General features: G+C 68.4%; 17 protein-coding genes. 10 read left to right on the top strand and 7 right to left on the bottom strand.

Annotation, left to right across the window (positions count from 1 at the left end; all coding sequences use genetic code 11):
- Positions 1–761 (top strand): MFS transporter (locus AB0K37_RS09675; RefSeq protein WP_363977415.1); only part of this gene is annotated, 761 nt, incomplete at its 5' end.
- Here AB0K37_RS09675 and AB0K37_RS09670 read toward each other — a convergent pair.
- The gene (locus tag AB0K37_RS09670) at positions 707–1,522 is read right to left on the bottom strand and encodes an SGNH/GDSL hydrolase family protein (RefSeq protein ID WP_363977413.1); all 816 of its coding nucleotides are present in this window, start codon (positions 1,520–1,522) and stop codon (positions 707–709) included. The genes AB0K37_RS09675 and AB0K37_RS09670 overlap by 55 nt on opposite strands.
- A gap of 417 nt (positions 1,523–1,939) precedes the next feature.
- Entirely contained in the window at positions 1,940–2,245 is a 306-nt protein-coding gene (locus AB0K37_RS09665; RefSeq protein WP_363977410.1) for a PGPGW domain-containing protein, read from the bottom strand.
- Between the two features lie 146 nt (positions 2,246–2,391).
- Between AB0K37_RS09665 and AB0K37_RS09660 the strand changes: the two genes are divergently transcribed.
- Entirely contained in the window at positions 2,392–2,886 is a 495-nt protein-coding gene (locus AB0K37_RS09660) for an NUDIX domain-containing protein (RefSeq protein ID WP_363977407.1), read from the top strand.
- A gap of 17 nt (positions 2,887–2,903) precedes the next feature.
- Positions 2,904–3,296, top strand: a complete 393-nt coding sequence (locus AB0K37_RS09655; RefSeq protein WP_363977405.1) for a PPOX class F420-dependent oxidoreductase — start codon at positions 2,904–2,906, stop codon at positions 3,294–3,296.
- Positions 3,297–3,313: 17 nt separating this feature from the next.
- Here AB0K37_RS09655 and AB0K37_RS09650 read toward each other — a convergent pair whose 3' ends face one another.
- Positions 3,314–3,880, bottom strand: coding sequence for a hypothetical protein (locus AB0K37_RS09650; RefSeq protein WP_363977403.1), 567 nt, complete (start codon positions 3,878–3,880; stop codon positions 3,314–3,316).
- A gap of 239 nt (positions 3,881–4,119) precedes the next feature.
- Here AB0K37_RS09650 and AB0K37_RS09645 point away from each other — a divergent pair, with 239 nt between their 5' ends.
- On the top strand, positions 4,120–5,058 hold the full coding sequence (locus tag AB0K37_RS09645; protein ID WP_363977400.1) for a hypothetical protein: 939 nt from the start codon (positions 4,120–4,122) through the stop codon (positions 5,056–5,058).
- Between the two features lie 148 nt (positions 5,059–5,206).
- A complete protein-coding gene (locus AB0K37_RS09640) occupies positions 5,207–6,331 on the top strand; it encodes a hypothetical protein (RefSeq protein WP_363977398.1) in 1,125 nt (374 codons plus the stop codon).
- 42 nt (positions 6,332–6,373) lie between these two features.
- On the opposite strand, the gene AB0K37_RS09635 is transcribed toward AB0K37_RS09640, so the two are convergent.
- The 4 genes from AB0K37_RS09635 to AB0K37_RS09620 form a co-directional block, all read right to left on the bottom strand.
- Positions 6,374–7,576 (bottom strand): hypothetical protein, encoded by a 1,203-nt coding sequence (locus tag AB0K37_RS09635; RefSeq protein WP_363977395.1) that lies wholly within the window; start codon positions 7,574–7,576, stop codon positions 6,374–6,376.
- Entirely contained in the window at positions 7,573–9,630 is a 2,058-nt protein-coding gene (locus AB0K37_RS09630; protein WP_363977392.1) for an AAA family ATPase, read from the bottom strand. The genes AB0K37_RS09635 and AB0K37_RS09630 overlap by 4 nt, the downstream gene beginning before the upstream one ends.
- A gap of 143 nt (positions 9,631–9,773) precedes the next feature.
- Positions 9,774–10,340 carry a hypothetical protein gene (locus AB0K37_RS09625; protein ID WP_363977389.1) on the bottom strand — a complete coding sequence of 189 codons (567 nt, stop codon included), beginning with the start codon at positions 10,338–10,340 and terminating at the stop codon, positions 9,774–9,776.
- Complete coding sequence (locus AB0K37_RS09620; RefSeq protein WP_363977386.1) at positions 10,337–10,762, bottom strand: ATP-binding protein; 426 nt, start codon at positions 10,760–10,762, stop codon at positions 10,337–10,339. Before AB0K37_RS09620 ends, AB0K37_RS09625 begins: the two co-directional genes overlap by 4 nt.
- Positions 10,763–11,435: 673 nt before the next feature.
- On the opposite strand from AB0K37_RS09620, the gene AB0K37_RS09615 reads away from it, so the two are divergent.
- The 5 genes from AB0K37_RS09615 (at position 11,436) to AB0K37_RS09595 (ending at position 15,678) form a co-directional block, all read left to right on the top strand.
- Positions 11,436–13,262: a hypothetical protein gene (locus tag AB0K37_RS09615; protein ID WP_363977383.1), complete on the top strand. Its 1,827-nt coding sequence runs from the start codon at positions 11,436–11,438 to the stop codon at positions 13,260–13,262.
- Positions 13,263–13,266: 4 nt separating this feature from the next.
- A complete protein-coding gene (locus AB0K37_RS09610; RefSeq protein WP_363977380.1) occupies positions 13,267–13,689 on the top strand; it encodes a hypothetical protein in 423 nt (140 codons plus the stop codon).
- A 5-nt stretch (positions 13,690–13,694) separates the two neighbouring features.
- On the top strand, positions 13,695–14,204 hold the full coding sequence (locus AB0K37_RS09605) for a hypothetical protein (RefSeq protein ID WP_363977377.1): 510 nt from the start codon (positions 13,695–13,697) through the stop codon (positions 14,202–14,204).
- Between the two features lie 401 nt (positions 14,205–14,605).
- Positions 14,606–15,487: a helix-turn-helix transcriptional regulator gene (locus AB0K37_RS09600; protein ID WP_363977374.1), complete on the top strand. Its 882-nt coding sequence runs from the start codon at positions 14,606–14,608 to the stop codon at positions 15,485–15,487.
- Positions 15,484–15,678, top strand: a complete 195-nt coding sequence (locus tag AB0K37_RS09595) for a DUF397 domain-containing protein (protein ID WP_363977371.1) — start codon at positions 15,484–15,486, stop codon at positions 15,676–15,678. Before AB0K37_RS09600 ends, AB0K37_RS09595 begins: the two co-directional genes overlap by 4 nt.
- Positions 15,679–15,685 lie beyond the last annotated feature (7 nt).

Below are 15,685 nucleotides of genomic sequence, written 5' to 3'. Positions count from 1 at the left end.
CCGTCGCCTGCGTCGCCGGGGTCCCGGCGGGCGCGGTGCTCGGCGGGGCGTGGGGCTGGCGGGCCGCCTTCTGGGCGGTCGCGCTGGTCTCGCTGCCCGCCGTCGCCGCGATCGCCAAGGCGATCCCGGAGGAGCGCCCGTCCGCGGGCAGCGCCCGCAGCGAACTGCGCGCCCTGGCCAACGGCCGCCTGCTGCTCACCCTCTCCGTCAACGCGCTGTTCCAGGGCGCGACGTTCTGCACGTTCACCTACCTCGCGCCACTCGCCACGAACGTCGCCGGTTTCGGCTCAGCCTGGGTGCCGGCGCTGCTGGCGCTCTTCGGCGCCGGATCCTTCGCGGGCGTCACCATCGGCGGACGGCTCGCCGACGCGCGTCCCGGCGCGCTCATCGCCGCGGGCATGACGTCCCTGACCGCCGGGTGGGCCGTCCTCGCGCTGACGTCCGGAAGTCCGGCGGCGGTCGTCGTGCTGGTGTTCGTGCAGGGGATGCTGGCGTTCGGCACGGGCCCGGCTCTGATCTCACGCGTCCTGGAGCAGGGCTCCGCGGCGCCGACGCTGGCGGGCGGGTTCGCCACCGCGGCGTTCAACGTCGGCGGGACGCTCGGCCCGTGGCTCGGCGGCGCCGCGATCGGCGCCGGCCTCGGCTACCGCTCGCCCGTGTGGGTGAGCGCGATGCTGATGGCCGGCGCGATCGCGGTCCTCGCCGGTCAGGTCTGCTTCTGGAGGGCCAGACTGGCCGACCCCGTCAGCGCCGGCAGGTAGCCGGACCGGTGGCCCAGCGCGGTCGGGTGGTAGGACGAGCCGATCGGGATCGTGACCGCGTTGAGCCAGTCGTCGCCGGAGCACAGCTCGTGGCCGGCGAACTCGTCCCGGACGTCCGACCACGTGAACCCGGCGCGCCCCGCGGCGGCGGAGACGACGGTGTCGAGGGTGTCGGCGGCGTGGTTGAGCGCGGTGCGCTTGGTGTTGCTCAGCCCCGCGCACCAGTCGACGATGATGTAGAGGCGCGGGTACCCGAGCACCACCACCCGCGCCGACGGGGACTTCGCGCGGATCTTGCCGTACAGCGAGTCGAGCTGTCCGGGGAGCGTGTTCTTCATGTAGGTCTCGGCCTGCGTCACCCTGCTCTGGCACGAGGAGTTCGACTGCAGGACGCAGGTCTGCATGACGTCGGCGAACCCGGCGTCGTTGCCGCCGGCGGTGATGCTCACGAGCGTCGTGGAGGAGCTGAGCGCGCCGAGCTGGCCGCTGGCGACGGTCGTGGTCGTCGCGCCGGAGCAGGCGACGAACTTGTACGACGACGTCGCGTGCGACGCCGCCCACAGGTTCGGGTAGGCGTTCGCGCTGCGCTGGCACGTTCCGCTGTTCGGATCGTAGTTCCCGGCCCCCGTGCCGGACGAGTAGGAGTCGCCGAGGGCGACGTAGTCGGGCCCGGCCGCCGAGGCGGAGCCGGACCCGAGCAGTGAGGCGGCGGCGAAGGTCGCCGCACCGAAGGCGACCAGACTGGGGCGGGATAGACGCATCGGCACACTCCGGGCGACGTATCGAATTGTGTCTTCCGTCCTATACCCGTGGCGCCTTTACGCCAAGCTCAAGTCTGATCAACTCTGTTTGGCATGATTCGCCATTGCCATCCGAAAAAACCGGAAACCCGGGGCGGTCGACCTCAAGATCTCACCACCATTCCGGCACGCTTCCCGGTGGCCCCAGGAGGTTCGTCCAGCACCCCATGCCCCCTGCCCGCCGCCGATCCCGCCCGCCTTCGCCGGCCCGGCGGGCCGCTCACCGCGGCCGCGGTAGACGCACGGCCCTTCGCCGAGAGGAATGACCGATGCGGGGACAATTACCTATCTCGCGGCGATTCGCGACGGACGAAAAAAGCGGATGGGGCGGGACGCCCGAAGGACGTCCCGCCCCATCCGCCTCGCGGCAGCCCGAACTCAGCCCCTGCGGCCGAGGCGGGAGGCCCCACCCCGGATCCGGTGCCACGCGGCGCGCGCGTGACCGTTCACGCTCGCGCTGATGCGGCGGGCGGTCGGGAACTCGGTCCCGAGAAGCCCGAGCCCGGCGAGGATCGCGACGATGCCGGGACCGGGCAGCACGAGCATGGCGACGCCCGCGACGATCAGGGCCGCTCCGGCGACCGCGACGCCGATCTTGCGGAGCAGGCGGACATGCGCGCCGCGGCGGCTCGCGGGCGCCGCGTCGGCGTCCGTCCCGGCACGGTCCATGGCGGTCGTGGTCACATCGTCCCCCGATCTGCGTACAAGGCTTTCTTCTGGGACGAACCGGCATGGCGGCGAAGATCCCCGATCCGGCGCGGTGTGGCCAGAGTCACAGCCCGTCCCCCGGAGCGGACGCCCGCCGTCCGCGGGCCGCTAGCATCGCGGAAATGAAGATCCCGTTCGGCGCGCGGGCCCGTCTCGGGACCCTGGCCGCACCGGTGTGGAGGCGGCTGAGCGGCCGGGCGCAGTGGCGGCTCGCGCGGCTCCGGCACCAGACGTTCCTGGTGTACGCGGGAGGGATCGTCCAGGACGAGCAGGGCCGGATCCTGCTGCTCCGCCACCGGCTGTGGCCCGCGTACCGCGCCTGGGGGCTGCCGGGCGGATACGTCAACGCCGGCGAGCGCCTCGAAGACGGCGTCGCGCGCGAGGTCCGGGAGGAGACGGCCCTGGAGGTCGAGGTCACCGCGCCGCCGCTCCACGTCGCGAGCGGGTTCCGGCACCGGGTCGAGGCCTACTACGCGGCCCGGATCGTCGGCGGGCGGCTCGACCTGGACGCGGGCGAGATCCTGGAGGCCCGCTGGTGGCCTCTCGACGCGCTCCCCGAGGAGATGTCGCCCCGGCTCCGCCGCGTCATCGCCTCCCTTGACCTCAGCCGCGGTTGAGGTTGCAGCCTGGTGGCATGAGCCTCACCGACCTCGAACGCGAATACCTCTCCACCCAGCGCCTCGGCCGCCTCGCCACCGTCGGCCCCAAGGGCGACCCGCAGAACAACCCCGTCGGGTTCGCCTACAACGCCGAGACCGGCACGATCGACATCGGCGGCTGGAACCTCGCCGAGTCCCGCAAGTACCGCAACCTCCGCCACAACGACCAGGTCGCCTTCGTCGTTGACGACGTGGTCTCCGTCGAGCCGTGGCGGGTGCGGGGCATCGAGATCCGCGGACGCGCCGAGACGGCGGTCGCGGAGGGCTCCCGCTTCAGCGGCGACGTCATCCGCGTCCACCCGCACACCGTCTTCACCTGGGGCATCGACCCGGGCGTCGAAGGAATGACCAAGCGCGTCATCGAGTAGCCGCCGGGCTCCGACCGTCAGGCGCCGACCTCGTCGGGGCCGAAGGGAGGGAGATAGAACTCGTCGCGGCGGACCACCCGCAGGCCGGGATGGTCCGCGGCGGACAGGTCGACCTCCCCCTCCGTGTACAGGACCACTTCCGCGAGCCGGTCGAGCGGCGGCAGCGTCCCGAAGTCGCCGTGGGCGAGGGTGAGGGATTCCAGGCCGACGATGTCCTTCAGGCTCGACAGGCCGTCGATCTCGACCTCGGACAGGATGAGGCGGCGGACGGGGGTGCCGCTGAGCTGGGCCAGATCGATGTTGGAGGCCGGTCCGGCGAGTTGGAGCAGGTCCCATGACCGGCCCGCCAGCGGCCCCAGGTCCATGCCGTTGTCGTCCCAGAGCAGGGCCTCGGTGACCGAGGTCAGCCACCGGACGGGCTCGAACGTCCCCACCCATTGGTAGTCGGTCGTGAGCCGCCGCCGCCGCAGGATCGGCTCGGCGGGCGGCGGCTCGTCCGCGTCGGTCCCGGCCAACACGCGCCGCCACACCGGCCAGAGATTCGCCCAGAACTCGTCCCAGACGATCTCTTCATCACCATCCACTCCGGCATTGTCGCCCCCGGACGGACGCACCCGCAAAGGCAGGAGTGACACGCCCCCGGCCGCGCACGTGCGAGATTCGCACGCCAGTCACTTGCACGGACGATATGCGGCTCATCCAAATTCTATATGAATCCATTTCCCATCACCTCTCAGGCCATTGACGGCCAATAGCCGCTACGAGCTCGGAGTACGTGATAAAAATCTGACGGCCGCAACGAGACGACTGTCAGGAATCCTTTGTGGACGAGAAACGCGAGACGCCCCCGCCGTGGTCTCCGACAATCAGCACCGAGTGCCCGGTCGGTGTCGCGCATCAGGCGTGGATCGAGGCGTCGATCACCTGGTTCGTCCGGGAGTTCGGCCGCGACCCCGTGCTGCGGCCGATCGTCCTGCCCCGGCCGGATCTGCCGTCCGCCGGCTACACCGGCGCGCCGGAGCAGATCGACGACCTGGTCGCGAAGATGTGCGGGCTCATGGGGATCGATCGGTCCAAGCTCACCGTGGAGCTCTTCGACCGGGAGGACGAGGACGCGGCGGCCCGCGAAGGAAAGCGCGCGGTCGGGCACTACTACGTCGAAAACGGCCGGGCGGTCATCGGGCTCGACGTGACGGAGGCGTCCGACGCCGCCTACCTGATCGCCGTGATCGCACACGAACTGTGCCATGTCCGCCTCCTCGGCGAGGAGCGGATCACCACCAAGCGCAAGGACCATGAGCGGCTCACCGACCTCCTCACCGTCTATTTCGGATTCGGCGTCTTCAGCACCAACGCCGCGCTGAGATTCGGCGAGGCGACCCGGGGCTTCTCCATCCAACCCCTGGGGGATCTGGACGAACGCACCCTGAACGCCGCCCGCAACGACGGCTATTCGCGGCTCGGGTATCTGACGGAGCGCGAGTTCGGCTACGCGATGGCCTGCTACGCCTGGCTGCGCGGCGAGACCGACCCGCCATGGGCGGCCCGCCTGGATGCGGGGCCGCGCGCCTTCCTGCGGCAGGGCCTCGCCTACCTCACCCGGTCGGCGCCGCCGGGCGAGTTCCCGACCCGCCGGGCCAGCGGCGCCCCGGTCTCGGTACGCGTGGTGCCGAAGCCCGACCGCGTGTGGCTCGGCGGCCTCTACCTCATGTTCGACCGCACCGAATGGCCCCCGAACGCCCCCGGCCACCGCCCGTCCTGACCCTCGCCGGATGAGCGGCCCCGGAGACGGCGCCCGTCCCGGACCGGGTCCAAAACCAGCCCGTTGCTCGACCACGTCATATGCGGCGGGGCGGGCCGGTAGCGTGCGGATGCGGAAGCCGGCGGCGGAGGGGGCGAGCATGGACCGGATGGCGCGGGCGGGAGACCTCAAGGGGGAGCTGGTCGGCTTCGCCATGTCCGACCGCTTCGGCGACGCGTTGGGAGAGTTGATCCTGGACGCCTTTCCGGACGGCGCCGTCGACGACGAGGGCGTCCTCGCGGCCGTCATCGAGGACTTCCTGTTCACCCACCGCCTCCCGAGCGGATCCCGGGTGGTGGAACTGTTCGCCGCCGCACACCCTGGCCTCGACGAGCAGGACACGGCGCTGGTACTCGGCTGGCTCGACCGCGTCCAGGGCATGTTCGAGATCATGGAGCCGTACGGTGACGACGGCGTCGTCGCCTTCAACCATGTGGACGAACTGACCTACCGTGTCCGCTCCAACATGGGCCCGGAAGGCGTCGCGGCGCTCATCCCCGGCACGATTCTCATCGGTGGGATCGTGCCCGTCGGCGGCGAGTGGATGATCAGCGGTACCCCGATGGCCTTCCCCGCCGACCAGGCCGACGACGTCCTGGCCGGACTCCCCGAGATCGTCATGCGGTATCCGGAGCGGGTCTTCCGCAACCCCGAAAAGCTCGCCGAGGCGCGAGAACTGCAGGACCAGCAGCGCCGCGCCTTCATCGACCTGTACGGCGGTGACATGGTCGTCGTCCCGGGTGGCGAGGTCCGCCGGACCCTGATGGCCTCCTACCGTCATGCGTACGAACTGGCCGGCAGCAAGGCGGGGCCGTGGACGGAACCGGACCTGCCGCCGCTGCCCGAGGAATGGACGGACGCGGACAGCGTCGCGCTCATCTACGACGCCGAGGACGGTCTCGGGTTCTACGTCGACTACGCCGCCGCGCGGCAGGCCTTCGCCGAACCCGACCTCGTCCGGCGACGGCGCTACCGCGACATCGTCTCCGCCTACCTGCGCGAGGAGGGGATCAGCCCCGTCCCGATCCGGCGCCTGGCGGCCGAGGCCGGCCCCGACGCGTCGAGCCGCCTTTTCCAGAAGCTGCTGAAGAAGCCGGGCTTCTCCTGGGAGCGCGACGGCGAGGCCCTGCTCCGCAAGTACAAGGCCGATTGGTACGCCAAGCCGCCGCTGCCCCGGGTGACGCTCACCTCACCCGCCCTCGCCCGGCGGTTCGAGGAGGCGAAACGCGTGTGAGGGGCAGGCACGGACGCCGCAGAGCCGACTCATCCGCGGCTTTCATCGAACAGGGTTTTCTTCTTCGACGGCGATCCGGTGGGCGAGGGCGGCTATCTGGGCGCGGAGGTCGTCCGAAGTGGACGCCAGGTCGAGCGCCGTCTCTATGATCTGCAGGCCGTTCGTGCCGGTGATGACGTGGATATGGGCCTCGGTCTTGGCCGCGTAGACCAGGTAGGCACGGTTCAGCTTCATCGCTGTGCAGTAGGCCAGGACTTGGTAGAGGTCTTCCTGGGGCGTCTTTCCGGTCTTGTATTTCGCGTCCACCACGGTCACGGGACTCCCGTCGGCGGAGTTGACGACGAGGTCGGGCCGGAGACTTACGCGGCGGGCACGATCGAGGTGGTGGCGCTTGTCCTGGAGCGTCACCGTGCCGCCGTACGGTCGTAGCGCTTCGGCGAGGGCTACGCACACGAAGTCCTCGAAGACGCGCCACATCTCCAGCATCAGGCCGTCCACGCGGACGGCGGTTCCGTCGTCGAGTTCGTAGGACGCGCCGCGAAGGACGAGTTCGGCCAGGCCGAGCGCCGTGTGGTAGCGGTTGTTGAGGCGGGACGGCGTCCAGTCAGGCAGGGGTCCTCTTGGGACGAGTCGGGTCACATCGTCCAGTCGCAGCAGCAGGTGGCGAAGCAGCCTGCGGGTGTCCGCCGGCACGCCCGGGAGGCGCAGGAGCCGATGGGCGGCGGCGAGGAGGAGCCGGTTCTCCGCGATGTCGACGGTGTAGTCGTCGTAGCGCACCTCGACGGGGACGGGAAGGCCGTGGCGCCGCCGCACCTGGTCGACCATGCGGATGCGACCGCGGACGACCGACAGCGCCTCCTCCCTCTCGCGGTAGCCGAGAAGAACGCCTTGGCGCAGTGCCCGTTCGGCTGACCGGGCGAACGCGTGGGCCAGGGCGGGAACGAGGTCGGGTCGCTCCCCCGCGTCCACCGTGTCCTGCCGCCAACCGCGGGGCCGCCGCGCGTAGCCGAGCAGGAAGAGCATGCGGTCGATGGGCGTCTTGGGCTGGACGCGGACCTCGACGGGATCGTGGCGGGGACCGATCCGGGCGGCTCCGACGAGGCCGTTGTCGCGGAGCCGCCAGAGTCCGGGGCGGGGGCCGGGGGCGATCCGCACCAGTTCGGTGGCGGCGAGGGCTGCGGCCTGGCCGGAGGTCAGTCCGTGCTCCGCCCAGGAGGCGTTCTCCTGGAGGCGGACGACGGTCACCGCAGCCCGCTTCGCAGCGCATCCAGGCCGTACCTCGCCTGGACGTCGGTGCCGTCGCCGTAGTGGTGCTCCTCGAGCAGTGGCAGGATCTGGGTCCGCCAGATTCGAGCCAGGCCTGCTTCGGTGGCTGCGCTCTCCCGCATCAGGTAGGACGGGCCGATGCGGTAGTCGCGGTCCTCGATGCGGCTGTTGAGTTCGGCGAGCAGCCGCGCCGGCTCGTCGGAGAGCTCCTTCTTCCCGAGCCACTTCGCGAGCATGTCGCGGGTGGGCGGCGCGTCCGGATGGAGTTCGACGAACCAGAAGCGGCGGCGCATGGCCGCGTCCACGAGGGCGATGGACCGGTCGGCGGTGTTCATGGTGCCGATGACGATCACGTTGGGCGGGAGCCTGAAGCCTTTGTCCTCCCCGGAGCCGTACAGGAGGTTGACCGGATCGTTGCGGTACTCCAGCAGGAAGTACAGCTCACCGAAGATTTTCGCGAGGTTCCCGCGGTTGATCTCGTCGATGATCAGGACGTAGGGGCGGCCGGGATGGGAGAGCGCGGCGCTGACCAGGCGGCGGAAAGGTCCGCGCACCAGGTCGAAGGTGACGGTGCCGTCGTCGGCCCTCTTGGGGCGGTAGCCCTCGAAGAAGTCCTCGTAGGCGTAGGCGGGGTGGAACTGGACGAGCTGCACGCATTCCGGCCGCCCGCCTGCGAGGTGCTTGGCGAGTTCCCGCGCCAGGTACGTCTTCCCGGTACCGGGAGGTCCGTAGAAGATGAGCTGCGGACGTTCGCGCAGGAGCTCGACGCTTTCCTGCAGCCACTCCCGGTCGACCAGCAAACCTTCGGCGAGGTCCTCCTCGACCTCCGGTAGGACCATCTTGCGTTCGACGACGGCCACGGGTTCTCCGAGGAGCTTCTCCAGTTCTCCCCGCAGCGAGGTGAGATCGACTATGTCGGCGTCGGGGTTGCTGACGAGGTCGCTGAACTCGTCGGGAAGGTCTTCGTAGTCGAGGGTCCGGTCGGTGTCGTGCCACCGGACGGGACGTTGGAGGTTCGCTCGCTCCCCCACGCTGCTGACGAACGACGGCCCTCCGGTGATCTCACCGAGGTAGATCCGGCTGCCCTCGTTGGTGACGACGATGTCGTGCTCTTTCATCCGGCTGAGGAAGACGTGGAACTGCGCGGTGAGCCGGTCGCGGTCCTGGACGTTCTTCTCCGCGTAGTCGTCCCCGACAGCCGCGGCGATCAGCTCGAGCGGGGAGCCCGGCGCCAGGTCGCGGAGCCGTTCCGCCGGCAGCGAGCACACTCCTTCGTCCAGCCACAGGTTCGTGAGGTCGGACGACCGCACCAGCCATGCACGGCGCCTCCGGTCAGCCGGATCCGGACCCGGGTTCGTGACGACCAGGAGCCGGAGTTCGGTCGCGCCCATCCGGTGGTGTGCATCGGCCCCTCCACCGATGAAGGTCGCCGCGCCTTCCTCATCCAGCATCCGGAGCCACTGCGTCCGCTCGGACTCGGTGGTATGTGCCTCGCGCGGGAGCGTGCCGTCGTCGGAGAGGAGCCGGTGCCAGCCCTCGGGCCGGTTCCCGAGCAGCAGGCCGACGAGCGCGGCGGTCTCCAGCCCGGTTTCGGAGGCGACTTCGTTCACAGACGCCCAGCGCCCCTCGGGAAGCACCTCGGCCATCGCCATCGCGGTCTGGAAGTTCTCCTTGTGCCGCTCCCAGTACGCATAAACCCGATCGAGTTCGGCGGACAGGGAGACCGGATCGGGACAGGCCGCCAGCGCCGAACGTCCCAAGCCCGTCGGAAACCACCTCCGCCGGCTCTTGTGCACCCATCCGGCCTTGACCAACCCGATACTGGCGAACTGCAGCTCAAGGTAGGAGTTGTCATACCACGCGTCGCCCGCGAACTCCTGCCAGCGCCCTTTCAGATCGGGATTGGTCTCCAGAACCCGGTCGTGGAGCTCCCGGTAGGGGACACCGGCACCAGGCGAACCCGAATGAAATTCGGCCAGGAGGTGCGCGGCGGTGAAGAGCATCTCGCTTCGGAGTTCGCTGCGGCTGGACATACCGCAAAGGCTGGCAGATATGGGCCGCACGATGCCACCCATACGCCGCGTTCCACTATTCGTCCGCCGACCGCGGACCGCTGCGCGGAGAGCGGTCGCGGCGGGCGCAGAAGTGTCGAGTGCGCATTCTGCGCATGAGCCGTCTAGAGCCCTTCCTTGTAGCGGACATATTCGCAGGCGAGGGCGTCGACGGGCATGGACGGCCAGCGGCTCAGGGCGCCCGTGTGACGGTCGATGATCAGTAGCGGGGCCTCGTCGTCGCCGGGGCCGTCGGCGGCGCGGGCGACGAATCCGTCCGCGAAGTCCTCGATGAGCAGCGGGACGGGTCGGCCGCCGCGCCAGAAGTGCGCGTCCGCGCGCCGCCATGCCTCGGCCCGGTCGACCAGGGCCGGGCGGACGCTGTAAGCGGCGAGGACGTGGGCGAGGCCGCGCAGCGTCCGGCATTCGGAGGTCCCCCAGCCCCGGCAGACCGGTTCGCCTTGCGGGTTCTCGCCGGGGCGGTGGGAGGCGAGGACGCAGGTCAGCGCGGCGGTGCAGGCGAGGACGAGGCGCCGTGAACGGGCGACGAACGTCCGGCTGGAGGGGTCGAGGCCTCCGGTCTGGACGAGGGCGGCGTCGATGGAGTGGGGGTCGGCGCGCATCGCGGCGGTCATCGCGGCGTGCACGCGCAGGTGGACCTGGTCGTGCGTCCAGGAGGCGGGCTCGGTCACGCGGCCCACTCCCCCGTGAACACGGCGGTGACCGTCCGGCCTTCGCCGTTGCCGTGCCATCCCCAACTCGCGGCGGTGAGCGAGACGGTGCGCAGGCCACGGCCGGACTCGGCCAGCTCGGCGGCGTCCAGCGCCGCGGGCTCGCCGGGACCGCCCTGGTCCGTGACCGACACGGCCACCAGGCCGCCGTCCCGCACGACCTGGACGGTGAAGGAGCCGCCCTCCTGGCCCGACTTGGTGTGCCGCAGCGCGTTCACGACCAGTTCGTCGGCGGCGAGCAGGACGTCGTCGAGGAAGGGGCAGCCGTCCAGCAGGCAGCTGACGAACCGGCGGGCGTTGCGGGCCTGCTCGGGCCCGCCGGGGAAGGAGCGCCGCCAGCACAGCGGCGCCGGCTGGACCGCCGGAAGCATGGTCAGGGACATCAGAGCACCTCGGGTCGTGATGGACGTCAGCGTTGCGGATCTGGCAGGTCCCACCGTTATCCGCACGCACATCGTCACACTCGGTCGCCATTCAGGCACGGAGAATCAGAGCTCCACTTGCCCCAGCAAGGGATTCAGCACAAGTGCCGGTCTAACGTCCGATCTCCGCATGTGCGGAATTCACGCGCCCGAAGCCAGCACGCGCGGGCGGAGCGACGAGGAGCCGTCGCTCAGACCACCCATCTAGGCATGAAAGCCGCACCACCGGAACACTTGAATGACTTGCCCTTTGGCGCCGTACCGTCCTCACCCATCCGGAAAAGCGGACGGAAGCACCGTGAAACCGTCACACGGTCACGCGATACGCGCACCAGTCGGATGTGAGCGGCAAATCGGCACGTGCAAAGTTCGCACGTGCGCGATTACATAGGGGCCGGTGTGATCCGGCGTTGGCCCCGCACGTCACGGACACGTCTGGTGAACCGTCTGGCCGACCGGTTCGCCTCCCCCGACGGAAAGGGCTGCGAGCGTGGGCTTTGACAACCGCCCTGGCGGGCCGGGCGAGGGCCCCGAGGGCCCCGAGGGCCCCGACAAACCCACCCCGCCGCGCACCGACGCCAAACCCCCGGCCGACGCCTCCGGCGGATCTCAGACGCCTCGCATAGACAGCTATGTGGCAGCGGGCCAGCCGGTTCCAGGCCGGCCGGAAACCGGCACCGAACAGCGAGGCGACCGCGAGGCGCAACCCAACGGATCCTCAACCGATTCCTCCTCCACCGGCCCGGCCGCGGAGAAGCCGCAGACCCCTGGCGACCCGCCGTCGGAAGCCGAGCCGAAGACCGAGAAGGAACCAGAGGCCGGCAAGACCGAAGTCGGCTCCGAGTCGGGGGAAGAGCGTGACCACGACGCTCCCGACCCGACTCGGGCCGACAACGGGGGCGCGGAAGCGGAAAAGCCCGGCCAGGTCGAGATCGAGAGCCCTCGGCAAGACGAGGGCGAGCGGGGCGGCGACGACCGCGGCCCCAAGACCGATCAGTCCGAGCCAGGCAAGGCGGAAGAGGGGGACGGCGGCAAGGACAACGGCGATGCCGCCGACGACCCCGCGTCCTCCGAGCAGCCGAGCAGTCCGACTGAGGCTTCCCAGTTCCCCCCAGGCTCCCGCCTAGCAAGCCTCGCCGCCACCCGAGAGCAACAAGCGGCAGACGCGGACCACTGGCGAGCCGTATTCCAAGACACCCAGCCCACCGATGGCACCGGAGAAGGAACCACCAGCGAAAGCGGTGACAGCGGAACTCAGCCGCAGAACGAGAACACGGGAACGGACGGCCACGGACCCGAAACACAACCCCCGGCCGCCGAGACACCGCCCGGCACCACCGGCGACGGCGAAGGGTCCAACGGCCGCGACCAGCCTCCGACTGGGACCCCCGCAGTAGAGGCCGAGCCCCCGACGCAAGAGGCACCACGCCCGCAAGATCAGGAACACGAGCCCCTCCCGCGACCAGACTCCTCCGGCTCGGGCGACGACGGCGGCGATAGCGGCGACCCGCCGACTGGACCACCAGCAGACAACGCATCGCCCGCCGATGACCAGCCTCAAGGCGGGAAGGACGAGACGCCGCCGGGATCAGAGGTCGGCCAACCCACCGAACCAGCCGCCGAGACCGACCCCGCCGTTCCCGAACCCGGCCGCGAAGTTTCGACCACTGGCCCAGAAGCCACAGACCAAGGCACCGAGCCCCCAGAGCCTGGGGCTGCCGACGGAACCACGGGCAACGAGACAGACCACCCGAAGCCCGCCGACGAGCCCCCACCCCCTCCCGAAGGAACCGGCGAGAACCCCACGCCCCCAGAAGCTCTCGATGAACAGAGCGACGGCCATGGTAGAAATGCCGAGGGCGACGGCACCGAGTCGGACCCGGAAGGTACAGATGCGTCAGGACCGGAAGTTCGCTCAAATCTAATTATTTCCGATGTGTACACCGACAGCCAAGGCCAGGTACACGTCGAGCCTCGATACGGACGAGAGGAAACCGACCAGACGGGCAGCGAACCGGAAATCACAGAACCGGCAGGACTCCCGACTCGTGAAGTCCTCGACCCGGTCGGAGCCAGAGGCGGCGAGCCTGGCCGCGGCGAACTCCGCGACCCCGATGACGATCCAGAAAACTCAGAAGATTCTGACGAAGATACCGAGGCCCTTGCTCGCTGGAAGCAGAACGGACGTGAGTTCATTCGAATGTCCGACGACGTCATGGACACTACGGAGAAACTCGCCAAAGACATCGGCAAAGTACTTAAATGGGACCGACCAACAGGTACCGCAACAAGTAAGCCCGCCGTCGAAGCAAAGCCCCATCATGAAAGCATCCAGGGCGCTAATGCCGCTATAGGTATTCTCGGGGCAGGAATTGTAGTCTACGAGGTCGCGCGCGCCGCTCGCACTGGCATAAAGAAGATCCGAGTAAAAGTGACAGGAGCAGAACGTGCCCATAACTGACGACATGGCTGCCACCTTGCATGCACAACTTGCAGGGCAGACAGATGAGCATTTGAGGCGACTGCGAGGGCTTGACAAGGAAAACGTCCAGTCCGAATACCCAATTCTGATCGCTGCCGCCTTCTTTCTCGCCACAAATCGCCGTTTCAGCAAGAGTGACCCAACTACTGTCACATCTCAAATAATTGACTTCGTCGCCTCCCTCCGCGCAAGGACGCCAGAAGCCACCGAGAAAGTTGACGCACACATCGCCGAGCGGCTACTGCGGGCCGTGCTCGGCGAAGGGTCTATCGCCGACATCGACGATAGTACTGTGTACACAACCGAGCTGTTTCTGCTGGCAGGTTTGATCTCTGACGCCAATCTAACTGATGCGGAGTTGACTGCTTTTATAGCTAAAGCGAGGGCAATGGCCGACGAGGGGTGACACAAGTGACCAATTTTCCAGCCACACAGGTCTCCGAGGAAAACATCCTGGCGTTGCGGTCCTTCCTGCTGGAGGGGCCGGAGGCGTGGGTTCCCCTGAAGGACAAGATCCAGGCGAACGAGGAGACAGCGGCCGGTTACATGTCACTGCTCTACGGGGCGTTCTGTGTTGCGGTGCGTCGGAGATTTTCGCCGACTTACACGGACAGCGAGATCGTTCGACTCGTGGCCGACGTGCGGGTCAAGGCCCAAGAGACCGCAGGGCTGATCGACGTTTCGCTCGCCGAGGACATGCTTCGCTCTGCCGTCGGCGCACCAACACTTCAAGTCGGCAGAACAGATGATTTGAGAGCTGTGCTCTACGCTGAAGTCTTCATCCTGCTCTACCTCGTCGCCGAGATGGAGCTCGATCGGGCGGGGCTGGAACAGTTCATCGATGAGGTCGCCGCTTATACCGAGGAGTGGCTTGCGGCGCGGCGGGATGAAGCCTCCGCCTCGGCCTCCACATCCTCCTGAAAAGGGCAACCAGGATGACGGCCGCAGACTCGGCCGCTCCAGGAAGTGTTTGGCGCAGTGGCAACGGACGCGGCGCAGACCGTAGAGGCCATGACGCCCTGACAGCCCTCTCCGGCCGCCGCGACGGCCGGAATTAGCACGAGGACGAAGCGGCTCGACTCCCCAGGCCTTATCGCACGTTTCCGGTACACGCAGGTATGGGCGTATAAAAAATGGTCTTCACGACCATATCGGGCTGGCAAAGGCTGCAACTTCCAAGTTTCGCACGTGCGGATTTTCGACCCCACGTCGGTGTGGCGAGGTTTTGTCGGGGCGTGACTTTACTATTGCCGGGCACGTTCGATTGCAGTCAGTAAGCGATCAGTACGGAACGTGTCCGACGCGATATCGGGAGGACGGCCATGCCGAGCCCCTACGTCCGCCGCCGCCGGCTGGCGGTCGAGATCCGCAAACTCCGGGAGAGCCGCGGCCTCACGACCGACGACCTCGCCCGCCTCGTCTTCCACTCCCGGACAAAGATCACCCGCCTGGAGAACGCCCAGATCCGCCCCGACCTGGCCGAGATCATGAACATGCTCGACGCCCTCGAGATCACCGGCAGCCAGTACGACCGGCTACTCCAACTCGCCCGCGAGGCCGCGCAGAAGGGCTGGTGGGACCGCTACGGCATGTCCATGGGTCCCCGTCAGAAGCTCGCAGCCGACCTCGAATACAACGCCGCGAGCGTCCGTACCTACGACCAGACCGCGATGCCTGGCGCTCTACAGTGCCGTCCGTTCATCGAGGCTCTCATCAAGCTCGACGAGAGCCAGAGGAGCCTCAACTATCAACCGGAGCGGCTGACCGAGGCCCGCGTGAACCGGCAACGTGAACTGCTCAGGCAGGGCGGCCCCACATACGAGACCATCCTGGACGAGTGCGTGATCCATCGATTGACTGTGCCACCGCAAACGATGGCAGCCCAACTCGAACACATGGTGAGGGTGGTCTCGGAGCAGGAACGAATCACGGTTCGCGTGCTCCTCCACAGCGCTGGCATCCCGGGGGGCTTGCTTCCCAAGTCGTCCTTCTACCTGTACACGTTCCCCGAGCCCGGCGATCCCCCTATGGCGATAGTTGACACCGTCACCACAGACGTCATCCTCAACCAGCGCGCCGAGGTGATGCGATATATAGGGATGTACGACCGCCTCCGGGAGGCTGCTCTGTCTCGCGAGGCCAGCATCGCCTTCCTCGAACGGGTAGCCAAGAGGCTTACCGACGAGACAGGATCGAGGACATGACCAAGGAGTTCCACAACTGGCGCAAGTCACGCCACAGCGACCCCGACGGACACTGCGTCGAAGCGGGCCGAGCAACTGACGGCACGGTCGGTGTCCGGGACACTCGGCTTCACTGCACCGGGCCCATTCTGAACTTCACCAGAGAGGAATGGCGTAGCTTCCTCCACAGGATCCGAACGGTTGGCCACTGACCCTCAG

It is taken from the genome of Actinomadura sp. NPDC049753, assembly GCF_040674655.1.
Taxonomy (GTDB): Bacteria; Actinomycetota; Actinomycetes; order Streptosporangiales; family Streptosporangiaceae; genus Spirillospora; species Spirillospora verrucosospora.
This window is presented reverse-complemented; position numbering and strand designations above follow the sequence as displayed.

Excerpts from the sequence above, each read along its gene's own strand:
- AB0K37_RS09655 (WP_363977405.1), top strand. The coding sequence starts at position 2,904 with ATGAGCCTCACCGACCTCGAACGCGAATACCTCTCCACCCAGCGCCTC.
- AB0K37_RS09670 (WP_363977413.1), bottom strand. The coding sequence starts at position 1,522 with ATGCGTCTATCCCGCCCCAGTCTGGTCGCCTTCGGTGCGGCGACCTTC.
- AB0K37_RS09600 (WP_363977374.1), top strand. The coding sequence starts at position 14,606 with ATGCCGAGCCCCTACGTCCGCCGCCGCCGGCTGGCGGTCGAGATCCGC.
- AB0K37_RS09620 (WP_363977386.1), bottom strand. The coding sequence starts at position 10,762 with ATGTCCCTGACCATGCTTCCGGCGGTCCAGCCGGCGCCGCTGTGCTGG.
- AB0K37_RS09595 (WP_363977371.1), top strand. The coding sequence starts at position 15,484 with ATGACCAAGGAGTTCCACAACTGGCGCAAGTCACGCCACAGCGACCCC.
- AB0K37_RS09640 (WP_363977398.1), top strand. The coding sequence starts at position 5,207 with ATGGCGCGGGCGGGAGACCTCAAGGGGGAGCTGGTCGGCTTCGCCATG.
- AB0K37_RS09660 (WP_363977407.1), top strand. The coding sequence starts at position 2,392 with ATGAAGATCCCGTTCGGCGCGCGGGCCCGTCTCGGGACCCTGGCCGCA.
- AB0K37_RS09610 (WP_363977380.1), top strand. The coding sequence starts at position 13,267 with ATGGCTGCCACCTTGCATGCACAACTTGCAGGGCAGACAGATGAGCAT.
- AB0K37_RS09630 (WP_363977392.1), bottom strand. The coding sequence starts at position 9,630 with ATGTCCAGCCGCAGCGAACTCCGAAGCGAGATGCTCTTCACCGCCGCG.